We start from the raw sequence: 19190 nt of genomic DNA on the forward strand, positions 1-19190 counted from the left end.
CGCGGCGCGCGCCCGGGGTACTGCCAGGGCCTGCCGCGCGCCCGCCCCCGCTGGCAGGATCGACGTCGTGAAGACACTGGAGTTGCCACAGACCGACCTCACCGCGTCCGACGTCGTCGTCGGGCTCATGCGGATCAACGACATGAGCGACGAGGACGTCCGCTCGCTGTACTCGGCGTCGCGTGACGCGGGCGTCACGATGTTCGACCACGCCGCGATCTACGGCGGCTGGCACGGCTGCGAGGCCCGGTTCGCCGAGGCCGTGACGCTGTCGCCGTCCGAGCGCTCCGAGATCGTGCTGCAGACGAAGGTCGGCATCCGACAGGGGTACTTCGACTTCTCGTACGAGCACATCACGTCGTCGGTCGAGGAGTCGCTCGAGGCCCTCCGCACCGACTACATCGACGTCCTGCTGCTGCACCGCCCCGATGCCCTCGTCGAGCCGGAGGAGGTCGCGAAGGCCTTCGACGAGCTGCACGCCGCGGGGAAGGTCCACCACTTCGGCGTCTCGAACCACACGCCCGGCCAGGTCGATCTGCTGCGTCGCTCGGTGAACCAGCCGCTCGCCTTCAACCAGGTGCAGCTGAGCATCACGCACGCGAACGTCATCGCTCAGGGCGTCGCGGCGAACATGGGCGGGCTCGACCAGTCCGTCGACCGGGACAACGACATCCTCAACCACTCGCGCCTCAACGACATCACGCTGCAGGCCTGGTCGCCGTTCCAGAAGGGCTTCTTCGACGGGGTGTTCCTCGGCGACCGCGAGCAGTACGCGGAACTGAACGACGTGCTCGACGAGGTCGCGGCGGCGCACGGTGTCACCCCGACCGGCATCGCGGTGGCGTGGATCACCCGGCACCCGGCGCACTTCCAGGTGGTCCTCGGGACGACGAACCCACAGCGGGTGCGCGACTCGGCAGCGGGCTCCGACGTGGAGCTCTCGCGCGAGGAGTGGTACCGGATCTTCACTGCGGCGGGGCACACGGTCCCCTGAGCGCGTTCGCGCCGCGCCACGCACAACCGAAGTCACCTCGAACCGCGGCTCCGCACGGTTCGAGGTGACTTTGGTTGTGCAGACATCGACGCCACGTACGGCAGGGTGGTCCCGTGCTCACCGAACTCGCGCTGCCCGTCCGACTCGACGCTCCCACCGGGACGCTGGTGCTCCGGAACGCGGCCGACGACGACCTCGACGCACTGATCGCGCTGCTGTCGGACGATCCGATCAGCGCCGCCCGCGGTGACCTGTCCGCGCCGGAGGACCATCCGCGCTACGCCGCTGCGCTCCGCGGTGTCGTCGACGACCCGTCCAACGCCCTGCTCGTCGCGGAGGACGCTTCGGGATCAGTGGTCGGCACGCTCCAGCTCACCCGGATCCCCGGAATGGCTCGCCGCGGGGCGACGCGCCTGCTCGTCGAGGCCGTACGGGTCAGCAGCACGCGGCGTTCGGGTGGGGTCGGAACGGCACTGATGCGGTGGGTGACGGACGAGGCCGCTCCGGCGCTCGGGGCCTCGCTGGTGCAGCTGACGTCGGACGCCGCCCGGACGGACGCCCACCGCTTCTACGAGCGGCTCGGGTTCGTCGGGTCGCACGTCGGGTTCAAGTACGCGCGCTGACGGGGGTCAGTCCTCGGACGGGGGTGTCGGCACGGCGACGTCCACCGGGGACACCCGCGCCGGGTCGGCCGACGCTCCCCCGACGACGTCGAACGAGACACCGAGCTCGGCAGCCGTGTCCTCGTCGAGTTCGAGCCCGTCTTCCTTCACCTGGTCCTCGGGGATGGCCCGGCCACCGGAGGGATCCCAGGAGTTCGCGATCGACATGCGGCCGAGCATGCCCGACGCGCATGGCAATCAGCCAAGAAGCTCGTCAGAGGTCGTCCGGGTGCAGCCGTTCGCCGGCCTGCGGACGACGGAACACCGGGCCGCCACCGGCCTCGTCCTCGTCGTGGTGGTCGACCGGCGAGACGCTTGGGTCGCCGGCATCGGGCCCGACGTCCGCGCCGCGCTCCTCCTCCACTTCGAGCTCGGTGGCGTCCGAGCCGTCCACGGGGACGGACGCGCCGGGCTGCTCGGGATCGAACGGTGTGCTCATCGACATGGGCTGAGCATGCTCCGCACGGGTGAACGCCGGGTCAACGCTGTCCGTCCGCCGCGACGAGCTCGAGCTGCGTGAGCGCGACGTCCGTGACGGCGGAGAACGTGAACGACGACCCGGTGCCCTCCAGCCGGAAGACCCGCGTCTGGCCCGCCCAGGCGAACTCGGCCCCGTGGACGGACGCCGTCACCCCGTCGAGCGACACGTCCCACGAGTACGTCCCCGCCGCCTCGACGGTCACCGTGTACAGGGACACGGGCACGGGCGGCACCTCGAACGTCACGGACGTCCCCGCCGCGAGCGCGGTGGCCGTCCGGCCGGTGTCGTCGCTCAGCGGGTGCGACCCGGCCCGCAGCAGGTCGACCGGGGTGTCCCGGAACCCGTGCACGTCGGACGCCGAGACGGGGCGCGAGTCGGATGCCCACCCGGTGGGTTCCGAGGACAGCGTGAACTCGATCCGCGACGCGGCGGCCACGATCTCGTGCGGCATGCTGACGGACTCCCAGGGCGCCCCGTCGACCGTCACCGACGCGACGTACCCGCCGACCGGTCCCGACACGACCTCGACCACGGTCGGCGTCGCGCTCCCGTCCGACGACGCGGGACGCAGGACCGTCCGACGCACCGACGGGGGCACGAGCACGTAGGTCCCCGTCGAGGGCGCCAGCGGGTACAGGCCGATCGTCGCGAAGACGTACCAGGCGCTCATCTCGCCGTTGTCCTCGTCCCCCGGGTACCCCTGTCCGAGGTCGGAACCGACGAAGAGCCGTTCCAGTGCTCCGCGGACGATCCGGTGCGCGTCGTCGTGCCGCCCGGTGAACATCGGGAAGAACGGGATGTGGTGCGCCGGCTGGTTCGACAGCCCGAGCATGCCCGTCCGGACGTCCCGGGCCTCGGTCATCTCGTGGATGGGGAAGCCGTAGGAGCCACTCCGCTCGGTCGAGCCGGTCTCGGGGGTGGTGAAGAACGCGTCGAGGGCGGCGTCGAACCGAGCAGGGCCGCCGTGCAGGTCCACGATGCCGGCGCCGTCGTGGGGTGCGGTGAAGGCCGTGCCCCAGGCGTTGGTCTCGGTGTAGTCGTCGCCCCAGTCCCGCGGGTCGAACTCGGTGCCGACCCGCCACGAGCCGTCCGGGTCCCGTCCGATGAAGAAGCCGCGTTCGGTGTCGAACACGTTCCGGTACTGCAGGGAGCGCCGGGCGAACCACTCGTGCTCCGCCCGGAGGCGCTCGGCGTCGGTCGACGCGCGACGCGCGAGCAGGTCCGCCATGACGGCGAGTCCCCAGTCGTTGATCGCGGCGTCGAGGGTCCAGCTCATCCCCTCGTGGGTGGCGGTGTCGACGTGGCCGCGGAAGGCGCCCGGGAGGCTCCCCTTCCGTCCGACGCGCTCGTCACGCGGCGGGACGGTCGCGTTGCGCACCGCGCTCCGGTACGCCGCCGCGAGGTCGAACCCGTCGATGCCCTTCGCGGCGAGGTCGGCGAAGACGGTGTCGCTCGTGGTGCCGGTCATGCAGTCCTCGGCGCCGGGGGCACTCCACCGGGGTGTCCACCCGCCGTCGTGGTGGTGCTCGACGAAGCCCTGCGCCAGTTCGCCCGCGGTCTCCGGGGTGAGGAGCGCGAGCAGCGGCCACGCCGTCCGGTAGGTGTCCCAGAACCCGTTGGTCGTGGTGAACAGCCCCTCGACGACCTCGGGGCCGGGTTCGTCGCGGATCGGTGACGCCTGGACGGAGCCGTACGGGGAGCGGTGGCGCGGGGTGCCGTCGCGGGCCGTCTCGCCGGCGCGGTTCGGGTAGAGGAACAGCCGGTAGAGGCCCGAGTACAGCGACGTCAGCTGGTCCGGGGTCGCGCCCTCGAACGACATCGTGGAGAGTTCCGCGGTCCAGCGCTCCTCGGCCCGGACGCGCATCGTGTCGAAGTCGCCGGCGGCGTCGAGGTTCGCGCGGGCGTCCTCCGCCGAGACCGTCGAGATGCCGAGCAGCACGTCGACGTCCCCGTCGACGGCGAACCAGCCGCGGAGCTCGTCGTCCGTCACGGTGGTGTGGTCCGCGGTGACACCGGGCACCCGGAGGTGCACGTGGTGCGGCGGCGTGCCGGGTCGGTCGTCCAGCAGGCACTCCACGACGGCCGTCCCGTCGGCGACCGTCACCGTGACGTCGGCGACCCGGCCGTGGTGGTCGAGCACCACGCTGCGGGTGCCCGTGAACCGGAACCCGAGGGCGAACTCCCCCGCGGTCACCTCGGCCGTGACGCCGTGGTCGAGCGCGACCCGGTAGCGGTGCGGACCGTCCTGCTCGTCGTCGTGGTCGAACCCGAGCGCCCGGGCGGTCCGGTCCGGGTCCGGGGTGTCGAGCGGGGACGGCATGACCTGGAACACGCCGCGGTCCCCCATCCACGGCGACGGGATGTGGCTCGTCGCGAAGGCCTGGATCGCCGGGCGGACCCGTCCGGCGTCGTCGACGAGCGAGTGCTCGTGGAACGCGTACGGCCACCGGTTGCTCGAGGCGTCGGTCATGGGCAGCCCGAAGACCCCGCCGTGCGGCAGTCCGACGAGCGGCGCGTTGTTGCCGCGGGAGAACCGGGAGGACGCCTGCGTGCCCCGGGTGGTGCGGACGTGGTCGAGCGGCGTCTGCGGTTCGGGTCGCGCCGGACCGAGCCGGACGTCGTCGAGCCAGCCGCGGAGCGCCGGACGCGCGCCGTCGCCGGCCGGGTGCGGCGTGGCGGAGCCGAGCCGTGCCTCCAGGCGGTCCACGACCCGACCCGCGAGCGGCGTGAGGTCCACCGCGCGACGGTTCCACTGGTCGACCCACTGCTTGCGCGCGGCGTCCTGCGCCTCAGGGGTCAGCGCGTCGCCGTACTGGTCGCGTGCCGTGTCGCTGAGCCGGGTGCCGTCGGTGCACACGAGGTCGATGCTGAACGCGGTGGCGTCCCAGAAGTGCGGGAGTTCGGCCTCGGTGGGTTCGGTCAGGCCCTCCGGGAGGGTCCGCTCGGGGAACCACACCCACGACAGTTCGTCACCGGGCGCGATCGTGCGGCCGACGAACCCGGGCACGATCCCCTCGGTCGGGTCGGCTCCGGACGGTCGTTCGACCAGCCAGGCCTCCGCCGAGACGTACCCGACACCGTTGCGTGCCGCGACGGCCGTCGTCGGCCCGCCGCTCCGTTGCAGCTCATCCACACGACGAGCCTATTTGCTCCATCGACTGGAGGAAACCTACCCGCCGTGTCCGGGCGCGTTGCCGGAGTTGCCCGGGCCGGCACCGGGGCCCGTGTCACGGCCCTTGCCCGGTCCGGTGTCGGCCGCGGTGTCCGTGCTGCCCTGGGGTGCCTCGACCGGGTTCGACGCCGGACTCGACGGCTGGGGGACCTCGGACGGCACGGGGTCCTGCGAGGGCTCCTCGCTCGGCTCGGCGGGTTCGCTCGGCTGCTGCTCCGGCTCGGAGGGCTGCTGCTCGGGCTCGCTCGGTTGCTGCTCCGGCTGGCTCGGCTGTTCCTCCGGCTGGCTCGGCTCGCTGCTCGGCTGCTGGTCGCCGGGACTCGACGTGCTCGACTCCGTCGGTGCCGGCGTCGATCCGGAGCCGAGGGCCACCACCGCGGCGACGATGCCCGCGATGACGAGCACCGCGATCACGACCGCGAGGACGATCGGTCCACGCCGACGGCGACGGTCGTCCTCGTCCGGTCGCCCGCCCGGGCCGCCGGCCGGCGGACGGGGCGGCGTGGTGCCGGCTGCGCCGCCGCCCGCTCCGGCGCCTGCTGCACCGACTCCTGCTGCTCCACCACCGGCCACACCGGCACCAGCTGCTCCGGCACCAGCCGCACCGAGCACGGTGGTCGCCACGTCGTCCGACCGGGAGGCACGGGTCGCCGGCATCACGCGGGTCGCGTCGTCCGGTCGGTCGGCGGGGTCCATGGGTGCGGTCGCGTCCATCCGGGCGGTCGCTGCCTGCGCGTCGTCCGGACGGGCCGCCGCGGCGGCTGCCGCTGCTCCGGCGGCACCGGCGACACCGGCGCGGGTCATCGCCCCCGGCGCACCCGGGAGGAGCTGCGTCGCCGGTGCCACATCGTCTCGGCCGAGGGCCCGGAGTCGCTCGGCCGCCTCTGCTGCGGTCGGACGCTCGTCCGGGTCGGTCGCGGTCATCACGTGCAGGAGGGTGCGCCACGCGGTCGGGAGGTGCTGGTCGATCTCCGGACTGCGGGCGAGCCGGGCCGTCGCGGACTCCACCGCGCTGCCCGGGAACGGACGCTTGCCGCTGAGGGTCTCGAGGAGCACCAGGCCGAGGGCGTACACGTCGGCCTTGCCCGTGATCGGCTGCCCCATCACCTGCTCCGGCGCGATGTAGGCGGCGGTGCCCATCACGGTGCCCGTGCCGGTGACGCGGGCGGAGTCGCGGAGCAGGGCGATGCCGAAGTCGGCGAGCTTGACGTGCGTGCCGTCGGACTCGAGCAGCACGTTCGCGGGCTTCACGTCGCGGTGGACGACACCCTGCGCGTGGGCCGCGGCGAGGCCCTCGGCGATCTGCGCACCGACGCGCGCGGTCGTCACGGTGTCGAGGGGTCCCTCGCGGAGCCGCGTCGCGAGGTCACTGCCCGGGACGAGCTCCATGATCAGGTAGGAGTCACCGTCGACGTCGTCGAGTGCGGCGTCGTAGAGGGTCACGAGCGTCGGGCTGCGGAGCGACGCCAGCACCTGGATCTCCGCCTCGGCCCGCGCGCGTTCCCCGTGGTCGACGGGCCCGATGCGGAACACCTTGACCGCGACCTCGCGTCCGAGCATCTCGTCGACCGCCCGGTAGACGGACGCCATCCCGCCGTGCCCGAGCGTGCCCGTGACGCGGTACCTGCCGCCGAAGACCCGTTCCTCCATGTCCGGCAACCTACCGGGGTGACCTGACGGGCCGCGCACCACGGCGGAGCGCCGTCAGGTACAGCCGGTGGGCCGTGACGACGATCGCGAGCCACGCCAGCCCGAGCGCCCACGCCGCCAGCACGTCGGTCAGCCAGTGGTGCCCGAGGAACACGCGGGACGCACCGATCGACAGCACGAACACCGTCCCGAGGGCGATCGTCCACACGCGCACGACCAGCCGGGACTGCCGGAGGACGAGCAGGTAGACGATCGTCCCGACCACCACCGTGGCGTTGAGGGTGTGCCCGGACGGGAACGACGCGGAGTGCTCGTACGGGGGCACCGCATCGGCGAGGGGCGGACGAGCACGCCCGATGAGGTCCTTGCCGGCGATGGTCATGAGCAGCGAGCCACCGCTCGCCGCGACGAGCAGGACCAACGGCGTCCACGCCCGGCGCTGGATCGTGAACCCGACCAGGAACCCGACGGCGACGATCGGCATCCCGATGGTGCCGGCCACGTCCGTCCACCACGTGACGAGCGTGTCCGCGGTGGGCGACCGGAGCGTGAGCACCCAGTCGAGCACCGGGCGGTCGAGCACCGCGACGTCGTCCCCGGCACGGACGGCGTCGTAGACCTCGGAGGCGGCCCACGTCGCCGTGACGGCCACGGCGATGCCGATCGCCAACGTGAGCACGAGGACGGGCAGCGCGCCGTACCGGTGGCCCAGGGCGGCCCAGGTGTCGGCGATCGTCCGACCCGCCCGGGTCCGCCACCGGGTGAGGTCGACGTCGCCGACGCGCTCGTCGGGGGTCTCGGCGTGGGTACCGTCCATCGACCCACCCTGCCCGGTCGTCGGTGTGAGCGGTCAGTCCTTCGCGTCGGCGTACGAGTCGACCACGGCCACGCTCAGGGGGAACGTCACCGGGAAGTCGCGGAACAGCAGCCGGCCGGCGTCGACCGCTGCCGCGCGGACCTGGTCGGCGACCCACTCGGCGTGCTCGGCCGGCGCGTGCACCACGAGCTCGTCGTGCACGAAGAACACCAGGTGCGGTCCCGCCGTGACCGGCCCCGGGAAGCGCCCGGCGAGGCGCGTCCGCAACGAGCCCATCCACGCGAGCGCCCACTCCGCTGCGGTGCCCTGCACGACGAAGTTCCGGGTGAACCGCCCCCAGCTCCGGGCCCGCGACTCGACGGCCCGCTGCATCGCCGGGGTGCCCTCCACCGCGTAGGCACGGTTGCGGGCCTCGAACCAGGACGCCTCCGGCACGGGCGACGTCCGGCCGAGCAGGGTCGTGACCGGCTCGCCGCGCTCCCCCGCCCGCGCTGCCCGCTCGACGAGCGCCAACGCCTGCGGGAAGGCGCGGGCGAGCCGGGGCACGAGCCGGCCGCCCTCGCCCTGCGTCGCGCCGTACATCGCGCCGAGCATCGCGCCCTTCGCCTGCTGACGCGTCTCGACCGCCCCGGAGGCGACGACGCCGTCGTAGAGGTCCCGACCGTCGCCGGCGGCGGCCATCGCGCGGTCCCCCGCCATCGCCGCGAGCACCCGAGGCTCGAGCTGTGCGGCGTCGGCCACGACGAGCTTCCAACCGTGGTCGGCGACCACGGCGCTCCGGATGCCCTTCGGCAGCTGCATCGCTCCGCCCCCGTCCGCCGCCCACCGCCCGGTGACGACGCCCCCGACGACGTACTTCGGGTGGAAGCGGCCGTCGCGGACCCAGTCGTCGAGCCACGTCCAGCCGTTCGCGGTGAGGAGCCGGGCGAGCCGCTTGTACTCCAGGAGCGGTTCGATGACGGGGTGGTCGAGCTCGCGGAGCTCCCACTTGCGGGTGCTCGTGACGGTGAGCCCGGCCCGGCGCAGCGCACGGAGGACGTCGGCGGGCGAGTCGGGGTTCAGGCCGGGGTCGTCGAGACGCTCGCGGATGACGGCGGCGATCTCCTCGAGCCGCTGCGGGCGCACGCCGTACGGCACCCGCGGCCCGAGCTCCTGCTCGAGCAGCCGTTCGTGGACGTCGACGCGCCACGGGAGTCCGGCGTGCAGCATCTCGGCGGCGACGAGCGCACCCGCGGACTCCGCGGTCAGGAGCAGCCGCAGCGCGCCCGGCGCGGAGGACGACGCGACGGCGTCGAGCTGTGCCCGGAACTCGGCGACCGGGTCGAGCGCGTCGTCCGGCACCGGCGCGGCGAAGAGCGCGTCGTCGAAGAGCCGGGCCTGCGTCGGCTGGGCGGCCCGTGCCTCCAGGGCGGGTGGCGCGTCGAGCGCGTCGGGCGGGGACGCCTGCAGTGCCGTCCCGCGCGCTGCGAGGGCGCCCCGGAGGACGCGACGGCCCAGCCGGAGGTCGACGCACCGCGCGACCCGACCGCCGGCCGCGAGGACGGCCGGGTACCAACGGGAGGTGTCGTCCCAGACCCAGCGCACGCTCGGCCCGTCGTGTGCTGCGACGAAGGCCGGGAGGCCCGACTCGGCGAAGCGGACCGGCTCGCCCTGCGCGGTCCCCGCGTCGGTCAGGGGCGTCGCGAGGACGCCGCCGTCGACGCGGCGGAGGACGTGGTGCACGGGACGATCATGCCGTGGACCACCGTCCTCCCGTGACGGTCACTCCCCCGGTCGGACCGCAGCGGTGTCGGCGACGTCGATCCGGACGTCGCCGTCGGGTGCCTCGGAGACCTCGACGCGGGGGTCGGCGTCGTGCTCGTCCGACCCGGACATGCGGCGCAGGGTGTCCTGCCGACGCTCCTCGAACGACATGTCGACGCCGTCCTCGAGGTGGTCGCGGTCGGGGTGCTGGTGTCCGTCGTGCTCGGTCATGGGCCAGACGGTACGCGCGCCCGTTGAACGTGACGATGGTTCGGCGATTCTGCGTCTTCTGGACATCTGGGCGATGATGGAGCGGTGCAACGGACGATCGACGACCACGACGCGTGGCAGGAGGTGCCTGCGGACGAGGTGCCCGTGAACGCGACCGTGCGCTACGACGACCGCGGCGAGCGACTCGTCGGCACGGTGGTCGACGAACTCGCGACACCGGGTGCGACCGCGCTCGTGGTGCTCGACGCGGACGGCGCACCGAGGGTGGTCCCGACCTCGGCCCGGCTCGAGATGCGGGTCGACGAGGTCCGGGCGAGCGGGAAGCCGGTCAGCACAGCGGGACGTTGACCGCCAGGCCGCCCATCGCCGTCTCCTTGTACTTCGACGACATGTCGGCGCCGGTCTGCCGCATGGTCTCGACGACCTGGTCGAGGGACACGTGGTGGACGCCGTCGCCGCGGAGGGCCATCCGCGCGGCGTTGATCGCCTTGTTCGCCGCGATCGCGTTCCGCTCGATGCAGGGGATCTGCACGAGGCCGCCGATCGGGTCGCAGGTCAGCCCGAGGTTGTGCTCCATCGCGATCTCGGCCGCGTTCTCGACCTGTTCGGGCGTCCCGCCGAGGACCTCCGCGAGCCCGGCGGCCGCCATCGACGCCGCCGAGCCGACCTCGCCCTGGCAACCGACCTCGGCGCCGGAGATCGACGCCCGCTCCTTGTAGATCGAGCCGACCGCACCGGCCGTGAGCAGGAACCGGACCACGGCGTCGCCACGGCGGTCGGCGGTGATCTCGGGGACGTAGGTGAGCGCGTACGACAGGACCGCGGGGATGATCCCGGCCGCGCCGTTCGTCGGGGCGGTGACGACCCGGCCGCCGGTCGCGTTCTCCTCGTTCACGGCCATCGCGACGAGGTTCACCCACTCCATCGCGAAGAGCGGGTCGTGGTCGGGGTCGTCCCGGACGAGCTGCTCGTACCAGGTGGCCGACCGACGGCGGACGTCGAGACCGCCCGGGAGCGTGCCGGTCCGGCGGACCGAGCGTTCGACGCACTGCTCCATGACGGCGTGGATGCCGAGGAGTCGCTCGCGGACGGCGGCCTCGGACGTGTCGAGGGCGACCTCGTTCGCGAGCGCGATGCCGCTCACGGGCAGGCCGGTCCGCGCGCACTCGGCGAGGAGCTCGGCGCCGCTCGAGAACGGGTGGGGCACGTGGTCGTCGACGGGGATGGCAGCCCCCGCGACCTCCGCGGCCGCCGCGACCTCGGCCACCGCGACCTCGGCCGCCGCACCGACGCCGGCGGTCTCGCCGCCCTCGGTCTCGCCGTCACGGGTGATGAACCCGCCGCCGATCGAGTAGTAGGTCTCGTCGGCGAGCAGGCTGCCGTCGGCGGCGGACGCCCGGAGCCGCATGCCGTTGGGGTGACGCGGCAGCATCGTCAGCGGGTGGAGGACGATGTCCCCGAGCCGGAAGGGCACGGTGGTGCCGTTCGCCAGGCGGAGCTCGCCCGTGCGCTCGAGGTCGCCGAGTCCGATCGCCATCCGGTCGGGGTCGACCGTCTCGGGGTCCGCACCGCCCAGGCCTGCCGCGACCGCACCGAGCGTGCCGTGCCCGTGGCCGGTCGACGCCAACGAACCGTAGAGGTCCACGCGGACCGAGGCCACGCCGTGGTCGGGCAGGGCGGCTGCGAAGGCGGCCCCGGCGCGCATCGGCCCCACCGTGTGGGAGCTCGACGGGCCGACACCGATGCTGAACAGATCGAAGACGGAGACCGGCACGCCGCCACACTAGCCCGTCCGGACGGACGGGGGCTCGGTGCCGGTCACCGGTGTCGGACACCGGCGCCGGTCATCGACGAGGGACGCGACGCAGCCGCTGCGAGCCCTCGGCCGGCATGAGGATCCACAGCACGACGTAGAGGACCCAGAGCGGGCCGGGGAAGAGGCTCAGGATCACCCACACCACGCGGACGAGGGCGCGGGACCAGCCAAGGCGGTCGGCGATGCCGGCGCAGACCCCGGCGAGGAGTCGTCCGGAACGGGGACGGAGGAAGGTGCTCATGCCGACCACGCTACGGAACCCGCACCGCTCCCGGACACCCGGGTACCCCGCGAGCGACGGTGGGGGCTACCCCCCCCTGGGCGCTACGGGACGAGGACGATCTTCCCCCGCGTGTGCCGCTGCTCGAGCTCGGCGTACGCGTCCTGCACGCGGTCGAGCGGGTAGGTCGCTGCGATCGGGACCTCGATGGCTCCCTCGGCGACCTGCAGCGCGAGCGCTCCGAGGATCTCCGGGTCCGCCGTGTCCGCGCTGCCCGAGGCCTTCGCCCCGAGCTCGGACGCGGCCTCGAACGCGATGATCGTCTCGATGCGGTCGACCGGGACGCCGAGCGCGACGCCGAGGTGCACGTACTCGGGGCCGTACGTGTCGATGAGCGCGTCGATGCCGTTCGTCGCGAGCTCCGTGATCCGCTCCTGCAGACCTTCGCCGTAGGCGACGGGTCGAGCACCCTTCGACCGGAGCCAGTCGTGGTTCGCCTCGGAGGCGATCGCGATGACGTCGATCCCCTCGTTGGTGAGCAGCTGCGTGACGAAACCTCCGACACCACCGGCAGCCCCGGAGACCACGACGGTCTCCCCCGGTCGCGGATCGACGGCTCGGACGGCGGCGGCCGCGGTGGTCGCGACGACGTCGAGTCCGCCGGCGACCTCCCACGGCAGCAGGTGCGGCTTCTGCACGACCTGACCGGCCGGCACGGACACGTACTCGGCCTGGCTCGACCGCTCCCACGACCAGCCGAGGACCTCCTCGCCCTCGTCGACGCCGTCCACACCCTCACCGACCGCCACGACGATGCCCGCGAAGTCCGTGCCCTGGCCGGAAGGGAGCTTCGACGGGTCCTCGCCGTCGAACAGACCCTGGCGGATCGCGGACTCGCCCGGGTTGATCCCGGCGGCGCGCACCCGGACGAGCACCCGGCCCGCCTCGACCTCGGGAACGGGGACCTGCTCGACGTGGAGCACGGACCGGTCACCCCACTCGGAGAACCGGACGGCGCGCATGGTCTCAGGGAGCTCTGCCATGCCGTCGACGCTACGCCCGCGATCGCCCCGACGAACATGGACCGCTCCATCAGCGCAACCGTGCGACACTGGCGCCATGCCCATCCTCAACAAGGACATGCAGGTCTGCATGTCGCTGGCGGCCCGTCCGAGCAACATCGGCACCCGGTTCCACAACTTCCTGTACGACGAGCTCGGGCTGAACTTCCTCTACAAGGCGTTCGCGACCACCGACCTCCCGGGTGCCGTCGCGGGCATCCGGGCACTCGGCATCCGTGGCTGCTCGGTGTCGATGCCCTTCAAGGAGGCGATCATCCCGCTCGTCGACGTCATCGAGGAGTCGGCGGCCGCGATCCAGTCCGTCAACACCGTCGTGAACGACGACGGCGTCCTCACGGCCTCGAACACCGACTACGAAGCGGTCGCGTCGCTGCTCGCGACCCACGACGTCGACCCCTCGTCGCAGGTGCTGCTGCGCGGATCCGGCGGCATGGCCAAGGCCGTCACGGCGGCGTTCCGCGGTGCCGGGTTCGAGCACCTCACGGTCGTCGCCCGCAACGACGAGACCGGTCCGGCCCTCGCCGCGCAGTACGGCTACGACCGGGTCGCCGACGAGCGCGACGCCGGTGACGCGGACGTCCTCGTGAACGTCACCCCACTCGGCATGCGTGGTGCGGACCAGGACGCGCTCGCCTTCGAGGACGCCCGCATCGCCGCCGCGACGACCGTCTTCGACGTGGTCGCCTTCCCGTCCGAGACCCCGCTCGTCCGCGCGGGACGAGCGGCCGACAAGCACGTCATCACGGGCGCGGAGGTCATCGCCCTGCAGGCGGCACGGCAGTTCGAGCGGTACACCGGCGTCGCCCTGACGGATGACCAGGTGCGTCGCGCGAGCGAGTTCAGCCGCGCCGAGTAGGGGCAGCGGCCGTCGTCGCAACGGACTGGAGGCCCGTGGCGGCGCCGCCACGGGCCTCCAGGCCGTCCTCAGTCGCGCCCGGCGCGACCCGCGGCGACCCAGCCGAGCCGCCGGAGCGTCTCGCGGTTCCGCACCCAGATGGCCGGCTGCATGAGGAGGTCCGGAACGTAGGAGCCGGGTCCGGCGATCGCGTTCTCGACGATCGTGACCTTGCAGCCGCGACGGTGCTCCTCGACGGTGAGCTGTACCCGCGCCTCGCCGATCGGCCACCCCTTCGGACGGATCGTCATCGCGCGGGGCGGATCCCAGACCTCGACGGTCGTGGTGTCGTCGATGACGAACGGCCACACACCGAACGAGTGGTGGATGCGGGTGCCGACCGCTGGCCAGGTGGCGTCCTGTCCGCGCATCCGGGAGGCCCCGACCACCCAGGTCGTGAACAGCCAGCCGTCACGCAGGACGTCGAACACGTCCTCGGGGCGGCAGTGCAGGATGCGGACGTTCTTCGCCATGGGTCACTCCTCCGGTGCGAGGTCGACGTCGACCGGCAGGCCGAACGTGTGCCGCAGGGCGCTCTTCGCGGCGTGCCACCCGGCCATGCCGTGCACGCCGGGGCCCGGCGCCGCGCTCTGCGAGGCGAGGTACATGCCGCCGCCCATGCGCCACGGGTCCGATGACAGCACGGGACGCTTCACGAGCTGCCAGAAGCTCGCCGCCCCCGCCGCGATGTCGCCTCGCTCGTAGTTCGGGTTGTACTCGGCCATCTGCACCGCAGTGCGGCTCGACGCGTGCAGCACGAGGTCGCGGAACCCCGGGGCGAAGCGCTCGATCTGCCGGGTGACGGCCTCGGTCTGGTCGACGTCGGAGCCGGCCGGGACGTGCGCGTACGCCCAGAAGACGTGCTTCCCCTCCGGAGCCCGGCTCGGGTCGACCACGGTCGGCTCGGAACCCAGGACGTACGGCCGCTCGGCGTGCTGCCCGCGGGCGACGGCCCCCTCCGCTGCGGCGATCTCGGCCCGCGTCCCGCCGATGTGCACCGTGCCCGCCTTCCGGAGCAGCTCGTTCTCCCACGGGACCGGCCCGGACAGCGCGAAGTCGACCTTGGCCGCGGCGTTGCCGAACCGGAACCGCCGGAGCGCGCCACGCTTCGGCGTCGGGATCTGCCTCCCCGCGATCCGGAGCATCCCCGGGACGCTCGTGTCGAAGAACACCGCCTTCGCGGGGGTGAGGTCGCCGAGGCTCGTGACCTCGCGACCGGTCTCGATCGTGCCGCCGTGTGCCAGGAGGTCCGCGGCGAGCGCGTCGACGATCGCCTGGCTCCCGCCGATCGGGACGGGCCAGCCCCGGGCGTGTGCGTACGAGCCGAGTGACAGCGCAGCGGCCGCCGTCGACAGCGAGGGCACGTGCTGGATCGAGTGCGCGGCGACGCCCGTGACCATCGCGGGTGCGACGTCCTCGCGGAAGCGGGCGTTCCAGGCGCGGGTCCCCTGCTCGAGCGCGCGGAGTCCGAACTTCGCGACGGTCACCGGGTGCCGAGGGACGTGCAGGAGCGCGTCGGTCGCGAAGTCGGCGACCTGGTCCGAGTGCCGCGCCAGCGGGGCCATCAGCTGGTGGAACGCCGGGCCGTCCGCTCCGAGGCCGGCCGCGGTCTCCGCGATGTCGCGGTACGCGATGCCGGCGCGGCCGCCGTCGAGCGGGTGGCCGTACTGGACCTCGGGCAGCCGGAGCTCGATGCGGTCCTCGAGCCGGAACGCGCGGAAGAACTCGGACTGCAGCGCCATCGGGTGCACGGCGGAGCAGACGTCGTGGCGGAAGCCGGGCAGGGTGAGCTCGGCCGTCCGTGCTCCCCCACCGATGGTGGCGTTCCGTTCGACGACCTCGACGCTGAGCCCGGCGCGCGCGAGCGTCACCGCTGCCGCGAGTCCGTTCGGCCCTGCTCCGACCACCACCGCGTCCACCATGCACCAGAGCCTAGGGACGCGACCGTGCGCTCGCGCTCAGCAGTGTTCGTCAGGCGCGGGCGGTGTCGGCGTCGGCCGGGTCGGAGCCGTCCTCGTCGCCGTCGACGTCGTCGGGCTCGTCGGCGTCCGGGGCCGTGGAGCCGACCGGGTGCTCTGCGAGCAGGGCCGCGAAGTCCTCGTCGAGCATCTGCTGCAGGCGTTCGTCGCGACCGATCTCGTAGTCGTCGGTCGGGCGCTGCGCCCACCCGAGGCGTCCGACCACCGTCGTGCCGATGTCGTCCCACGCGCGGGCCCGGGCCTGCAGCACGATGCCGTCGACGAACTTCTGGTCGTCCCGGCGGCGGTCGAGCAGGGCGGCGAGCTCCTCGTACGTGGCCTCGCGTGTGCGGAGCTTGTGGTCGTCGCCACGGCGGTAGTCGTGCTGGTGCCGGGACCGCCCCTTCTGCTTGCTCGCGGTGGCACGGATCTCGCGCATGCGGGCAGCGTCGCCGCGCTGCTCCTCGGCCATCCGGTGGAGTTCCTGGCGGGCGGCGTCGGCGATGAGCGCGTGGTCGAAGTACCCCTGGTCGCGGAGGGCGTTCGTGATGATGCGGTTCGCGACCGCCACGACGATCGCCGCCTTGGCGATGAGGAACCCCTCGTCGACGGCGCGCTTCAGTTCGACCTGACTCACGGGTCGGTCGCGCACGTCGTTCTTGCTGCGTCGTCCGAACAGGGCCATGCCACGACGATACCGGCGACGAGTGACCGTCAACCGCCCGACGGACCTCGGATCAGCGCACGGACGGACGACGCGCGCCGGCACCGTCCGTACGCTCGGAGCCATGACCTCGTACCCGACTGCTCCTCGTACCGGCCTCGGGACGGCCAGCCTCGTCCTCGGCATCTGCTCGCTGCTGGCGGGCTGGACGTTCTTCGCTCCGATCGTCGGGCTCTGCCTCGGCATCGCCTCCCGATCGCGGGAGCCGATGGCCCGCGGACGTGCCGGGTGGGGCATCCTGCTCAACCTCGTCGCCCTCGCGGTGTGGATCCTCGTGGGCGCGCTGCTCGTCATCGGCGGTTCGTTCGCCGTCTGGCACGGGGCGACGACCGGCCGCTGACCAGCTCTCCGGACCGCGCGCACCGGAAGCAGGAGGGTTGCACTTGTAAGTGCAACCCTCGTAGTGTGGTCACCACCTACTCCACTGAACGACAGGAGAGCGCGATGCCCCCCGTACGCAGCGTGGTCACGGAAGACACCACTCCGGATCCGGCAGTCCGCGACGAAGCCGCGGACACGGTCGAGCGCGCGCACGACCGCCAGGTGGTGGGCATGTCGCTCACGCTGGACGACGGAACGAGCATCGCGGTGCCGGGACACCTCGCCGCCTTCCTGGTGAACACACTCCGCTCGACCGCGAACGGGTCGGCGGTCGTGACCGTCTCGATCCCCGAGGAACTCACGACCACGACGGCCGCCAAGGAACTCGGGATCTCCCGCCCGACGCTCATGAAGTTGATCAGAGCGGGCGCGATCCCCTCGACGAAGGTGGGAACTCACACGCGACTCCGTCGACGTGACGTGCTCGAGCTCCGGCAGCGCCGCGACGCCGATCGTCGAGCCGCGGCGCGCGATGTCCGAACCGCCGGCGAAGCGTTCGACTGAAGTGTCACACGCCACCCGTAGTCTTGCGGTGTGCTCCAGCGGGTCTTCGTCGACGCCAACGTGTTCTTCAGCAGGACCCTGCGCGACTGGCTCTGCCTGCTCCGCGCCGAAGTGCCGCAGATGTTCCAGCTCCACACCACCGAGGACGTCCTGGCGGAGACCGTGGCGCGACTGCGGACGGTTCATCCCGACCGCGATGGCGGTGCGACGACGCAGCTCGTACGGAGCCTCAGGGGAGCCGTCGATGAACTCGTCGAGGACTTCGACGGCCGAGTCGACTGGCCCGGCAGCGATCGGAAGGACCGGCACGTCCACGCCGCGGCCATCGCATGCCGAGCGGACGTGCTCCTGACCGAGGACCGCGGCTTCGAGGAATTCGATGCGTTGCCGTACGAGGTGTACGGGTGCGACGACTTCTTCGTGCTGGCGGACGACGCCGTTCCGTGGCTCGTGCGAAACGTCGTCCTCGACCAGAACCGGTACTGGAACGGACGGCCGAACCGGAAGGGCCTCGCGGTCGCGCTGCGGGACGCCGGCTGCCCGGTGTTCGCTGAGCGGGTCGTCGCGCACCTTCGCGCGGCGAGCGGCGTCGGCGACACGAAGAGCGCGACTCGGTAGCGCCGGGGTCGTCAGCGGACCGCTCAGAGCACCAGCCCGTAGACGGCCACGTCGACGCGCCGCGACCCGAGCGGCATCGCGCTCCGCAGCGTCCCCTCGTGCACGAACCCGAGCCGCTCCGCGAGCCGACGGCTCCGCTCGTTGTCCACGGCCGTCCGGATCTCGACCCGAGCGCACCCCCGTGCCCTGGCCACACCGATGAGCACGGTGGCCGCGCGGCGCACGATGCCCCGGCCCTCCGTGCCGGCGTCGATCCAGTAGCCGAGTGACGCCTGCCCGAGGTACGGGTCGAACGCGAGCGAGGCCGCCCCGACGATGCGGTCGTCCGACCGGATGACGCACGGGAGCGACCGGTCCATCGCGTACTGACCGAGCAGGTGCTCGGTGTGCATCGCGATCGTGTCGACGCTCTGCACCTGCCACGCCCAGGGTTCGGCGGCCCTGAGCCGGTCGAGGTTGGCGACGACGAGCTCGTGCAGCGGCTCGACGGTGGTGAGGTCGCGCAGGGTCAACGTGCACCCGTCCCCGATGTCCCGTCCGAACGCCGCCACGGACCCGACACTATGCACGTCGGCGTCGCAGCGTCCGCCGACGGCTACAGTCGGAGCATGCCCGAACCACTGGGTCTGCGCGACCGGAAGCGCATCGAGACGCGACGTCGGATCGCCGAGTCCGCCCGGTCGTTGGCGCTCGAGCACGAGATCGACCACACGACGATCGAGCAGATCGCCGCGCGGGCGGACATCTCGCCCCGGACGTTCTTCAACTACTTCGACTCGAAGGAGGACGCCGTCCTCGGGCACACCGAGCTCGACCTGTCGGCGGAGGCGTTGGCGACACACCTCGAGGCGGTCGCGGGGGAGCCGGCGGCCCAGGCCGTCGTCGACCTCGCGTTCCTCGTGTTCGGCGACACGTTCGCGGACGAGGACGAGCGGACGGCCCGCAAGGAGCTCGTCGTGCGGTTCCCGCAGCTGATGAAGCGGCAGGTCACCCGGATGACGACCGTGTCGGAGGCGATGGTCGGCGCGGTCCGGACCGTGTTGGCGCGCGATCCGGCCTGGGGCCCGGAGGCCGCCACCGCCCAGGCCGCCGAGATGCTCCTCGGCATGTGCATGACGGCGATGCGCAGTGCAGCTCGGCACGACGGCTCCGACGCGGAGGAGGTCCGCGCCGAGGTGGTCGCGCTGATCCGCGACACGGCGTCGCGGATCGCGACGGACTGACACGCGACCCCGAGACGGC

22 protein-coding genes are annotated in these 19190 nt (G+C 72.7%); 8 read left to right on the plus strand and 14 right to left on the minus strand.

All coding sequences use genetic code 11. The annotated features are described in order from the left end of the window. Window positions 1-67 precede the first annotated feature (67 nt). On the plus strand, window positions 68-994 hold the full coding sequence (locus tag ABC270_RS01065) for an aldo/keto reductase (RefSeq protein WP_412879082.1): 927 nt from the start codon (window positions 68-70) through the stop codon (window positions 992-994). A 113-nt stretch (window positions 995-1107) separates the two neighbouring features. After that, window positions 1108-1617 (plus strand): GNAT family N-acetyltransferase, encoded by a 510-nt coding sequence (locus tag ABC270_RS01070; RefSeq protein ID WP_412879083.1) that lies wholly within the window; start codon window positions 1108-1110, stop codon window positions 1615-1617. Window positions 1618-1623: 6 nt separating this feature from the next. Here ABC270_RS01070 and ABC270_RS01075 read toward each other — a convergent pair whose 3' ends face one another. Genes ABC270_RS01075 through ABC270_RS01105 form a run of 7 tightly spaced genes read right to left on the minus strand, consistent with a single transcriptional unit; the run spans window position 1624 to window position 9750 of the window. Further along, window positions 1624-1824 (minus strand): hypothetical protein, encoded by a 201-nt coding sequence (locus tag ABC270_RS01075; RefSeq protein ID WP_412879084.1) that lies wholly within the window; start codon window positions 1822-1824, stop codon window positions 1624-1626. A 46-nt stretch (window positions 1825-1870) separates the two neighbouring features. Next, the gene (locus tag ABC270_RS01080) at window positions 1871-2101 is read right to left on the minus strand and encodes a hypothetical protein (protein ID WP_412879085.1); all 231 of its coding nucleotides are present in this window, start codon (window positions 2099-2101) and stop codon (window positions 1871-1873) included. Between the two features lie 34 nt (window positions 2102-2135). Then, window positions 2136-5270, minus strand: coding sequence for a GH92 family glycosyl hydrolase (locus ABC270_RS01085; RefSeq protein WP_412879086.1), 3135 nt, complete (start codon window positions 5268-5270; stop codon window positions 2136-2138). Window positions 5271-5306: 36 nt separating this feature from the next. Continuing rightward, complete coding sequence (locus ABC270_RS01090; RefSeq protein WP_412879087.1) at window positions 5307-6959, minus strand: serine/threonine-protein kinase; 1653 nt, start codon at window positions 6957-6959, stop codon at window positions 5307-5309. A 10-nt stretch (window positions 6960-6969) separates the two neighbouring features. Next, entirely contained in the window at window positions 6970-7776 is an 807-nt protein-coding gene (locus ABC270_RS01095) for a phosphatase PAP2 family protein (protein ID WP_412879088.1), read from the minus strand. 33 nt (window positions 7777-7809) lie between these two features. Next, entirely contained in the window at window positions 7810-9498 is a 1689-nt protein-coding gene (locus tag ABC270_RS01100) for a bifunctional 3'-5' exonuclease/DNA polymerase (protein ID WP_412879089.1), read from the minus strand. Window positions 9499-9537: 39 nt separating this feature from the next. Then, window positions 9538-9750 (minus strand): hypothetical protein, encoded by a 213-nt coding sequence (locus ABC270_RS01105; protein ID WP_412879090.1) that lies wholly within the window; start codon window positions 9748-9750, stop codon window positions 9538-9540. Window positions 9751-9834: 84 nt separating this feature from the next. Here ABC270_RS01105 and ABC270_RS01110 point away from each other — a divergent pair, with 84 nt between their 5' ends. Continuing rightward, complete coding sequence (locus tag ABC270_RS01110; RefSeq protein WP_412879091.1) at window positions 9835-10098, plus strand: hypothetical protein; 264 nt, start codon at window positions 9835-9837, stop codon at window positions 10096-10098. On the opposite strand, the gene ABC270_RS01115 is transcribed toward ABC270_RS01110, so the two are convergent. From ABC270_RS01115 to ABC270_RS01125, 3 genes are all read right to left on the minus strand, one after another. After that, the gene (locus tag ABC270_RS01115; protein WP_412879092.1) at window positions 10079-11524 is read right to left on the minus strand and encodes an L-serine ammonia-lyase; all 1446 of its coding nucleotides are present in this window, start codon (window positions 11522-11524) and stop codon (window positions 10079-10081) included. The genes ABC270_RS01110 and ABC270_RS01115 overlap by 20 nt on opposite strands. A gap of 70 nt (window positions 11525-11594) precedes the next feature. Continuing rightward, window positions 11595-11807: a PspC domain-containing protein gene (locus tag ABC270_RS01120; RefSeq protein ID WP_412879093.1), complete on the minus strand. Its 213-nt coding sequence runs from the start codon at window positions 11805-11807 to the stop codon at window positions 11595-11597. 83 nt (window positions 11808-11890) lie between these two features. Further along, a complete protein-coding gene (locus tag ABC270_RS01125) occupies window positions 11891-12829 on the minus strand; it encodes an NADP-dependent oxidoreductase (RefSeq protein WP_412879094.1) in 939 nt (312 codons plus the stop codon). Between the two features lie 76 nt (window positions 12830-12905). On the opposite strand from ABC270_RS01125, the gene ABC270_RS01130 reads away from it, so the two are divergent. After that, window positions 12906-13724, plus strand: coding sequence for a shikimate 5-dehydrogenase (locus ABC270_RS01130; protein WP_412879095.1), 819 nt, complete (start codon window positions 12906-12908; stop codon window positions 13722-13724). Window positions 13725-13792: 68 nt separating this feature from the next. Here the strand turns inward: ABC270_RS01130 and ABC270_RS01135 are convergent, their stop codons facing one another. The 3 genes from ABC270_RS01135 to ABC270_RS01145 are packed head-to-tail and all read right to left on the minus strand — an operon-like array spanning window position 13793 to window position 16406. Continuing rightward, window positions 13793-14236 (minus strand): SRPBCC family protein, encoded by a 444-nt coding sequence (locus tag ABC270_RS01135; RefSeq protein ID WP_412879096.1) that lies wholly within the window; start codon window positions 14234-14236, stop codon window positions 13793-13795. A gap of 3 nt (window positions 14237-14239) precedes the next feature. Next, window positions 14240-15685 (minus strand): phytoene desaturase family protein, encoded by a 1446-nt coding sequence (locus ABC270_RS01140; protein WP_412879097.1) that lies wholly within the window; start codon window positions 15683-15685, stop codon window positions 14240-14242. A gap of 49 nt (window positions 15686-15734) precedes the next feature. After that, window positions 15735-16406, minus strand: coding sequence for a hypothetical protein (locus ABC270_RS01145; protein WP_412879098.1), 672 nt, complete (start codon window positions 16404-16406; stop codon window positions 15735-15737). A gap of 103 nt (window positions 16407-16509) precedes the next feature. Here ABC270_RS01145 and ABC270_RS01150 point away from each other — a divergent pair, with 103 nt between their 5' ends. The 3 genes from ABC270_RS01150 to ABC270_RS01160 all read left to right on the plus strand — a co-directional run bounded on the left by ABC270_RS01150 (window position 16510) and on the right by ABC270_RS01160 (window position 17948). Next, window positions 16510-16785, plus strand: a complete 276-nt coding sequence (locus ABC270_RS01150) for a hypothetical protein (RefSeq protein ID WP_412879099.1) — start codon at window positions 16510-16512, stop codon at window positions 16783-16785. A 104-nt stretch (window positions 16786-16889) separates the two neighbouring features. Then, the gene (locus ABC270_RS01155; RefSeq protein WP_412879100.1) at window positions 16890-17330 is read left to right on the plus strand and encodes a helix-turn-helix domain-containing protein; all 441 of its coding nucleotides are present in this window, start codon (window positions 16890-16892) and stop codon (window positions 17328-17330) included. A 30-nt stretch (window positions 17331-17360) separates the two neighbouring features. Next, window positions 17361-17948 carry a PIN domain-containing protein gene (locus ABC270_RS01160; RefSeq protein WP_412879101.1) on the plus strand — a complete coding sequence of 196 codons (588 nt, stop codon included), beginning with the start codon at window positions 17361-17363 and terminating at the stop codon, window positions 17946-17948. A gap of 23 nt (window positions 17949-17971) precedes the next feature. On the opposite strand, the gene ABC270_RS01165 is transcribed toward ABC270_RS01160, so the two are convergent. Next, window positions 17972-18499, minus strand: a complete 528-nt coding sequence (locus tag ABC270_RS01165; protein WP_412879102.1) for a GNAT family N-acetyltransferase — start codon at window positions 18497-18499, stop codon at window positions 17972-17974. Between the two features lie 57 nt (window positions 18500-18556). Between ABC270_RS01165 and ABC270_RS01170 the strand changes: the two genes are divergently transcribed. Beyond that, window positions 18557-19171: a TetR/AcrR family transcriptional regulator gene (locus ABC270_RS01170; RefSeq protein ID WP_412879103.1), complete on the plus strand. Its 615-nt coding sequence runs from the start codon at window positions 18557-18559 to the stop codon at window positions 19169-19171. Window positions 19172-19190: the final 19 nt, after the last annotated feature.

Source organism: Curtobacterium phoenicis (assembly GCF_047238015.1).
GTDB lineage: Bacteria > Actinomycetota > Actinomycetes > Actinomycetales > Microbacteriaceae > Curtobacterium.

Bases quoted from the DNA above. Each gene is read 5' to 3' on its own strand.
- ABC270_RS01145 (WP_412879098.1), bottom strand. From the start codon at position 16,406: ATGGCCCTGTTCGGACGACGCAGCAAGAACGACGTGCGCGACCGACCC.
- ABC270_RS01130 (WP_412879095.1), top strand. From the start codon at position 12,906: ATGCCCATCCTCAACAAGGACATGCAGGTCTGCATGTCGCTGGCGGCC.
- ABC270_RS01155 (WP_412879100.1), top strand. From the start codon at position 16,890: ATGCCCCCCGTACGCAGCGTGGTCACGGAAGACACCACTCCGGATCCG.
- ABC270_RS01125 (WP_412879094.1), bottom strand. From the start codon at position 12,829: ATGGCAGAGCTCCCTGAGACCATGCGCGCCGTCCGGTTCTCCGAGTGG.
- ABC270_RS01140 (WP_412879097.1), bottom strand. From the start codon at position 15,685: ATGGTGGACGCGGTGGTGGTCGGAGCAGGGCCGAACGGACTCGCGGCA.
- ABC270_RS01135 (WP_412879096.1), bottom strand. From the start codon at position 14,236: ATGGCGAAGAACGTCCGCATCCTGCACTGCCGCCCCGAGGACGTGTTC.
- ABC270_RS01090 (WP_412879087.1), bottom strand. From the start codon at position 6,959: ATGGAGGAACGGGTCTTCGGCGGCAGGTACCGCGTCACGGGCACGCTC.
- ABC270_RS01075 (WP_412879084.1), bottom strand. From the start codon at position 1,824: ATGTCGATCGCGAACTCCTGGGATCCCTCCGGTGGCCGGGCCATCCCC.
- ABC270_RS01105 (WP_412879090.1), bottom strand. From the start codon at position 9,750: ATGACCGAGCACGACGGACACCAGCACCCCGACCGCGACCACCTCGAG.
- ABC270_RS01095 (WP_412879088.1), bottom strand. From the start codon at position 7,776: ATGGACGGTACCCACGCCGAGACCCCCGACGAGCGCGTCGGCGACGTC.
- ABC270_RS01150 (WP_412879099.1), top strand. From the start codon at position 16,510: ATGACCTCGTACCCGACTGCTCCTCGTACCGGCCTCGGGACGGCCAGC.
- ABC270_RS01170 (WP_412879103.1), top strand. From the start codon at position 18,557: ATGCCCGAACCACTGGGTCTGCGCGACCGGAAGCGCATCGAGACGCGA.
- ABC270_RS01080 (WP_412879085.1), bottom strand. From the start codon at position 2,101: ATGTCGATGAGCACACCGTTCGATCCCGAGCAGCCCGGCGCGTCCGTC.
- ABC270_RS01120 (WP_412879093.1), bottom strand. From the start codon at position 11,807: ATGAGCACCTTCCTCCGTCCCCGTTCCGGACGACTCCTCGCCGGGGTC.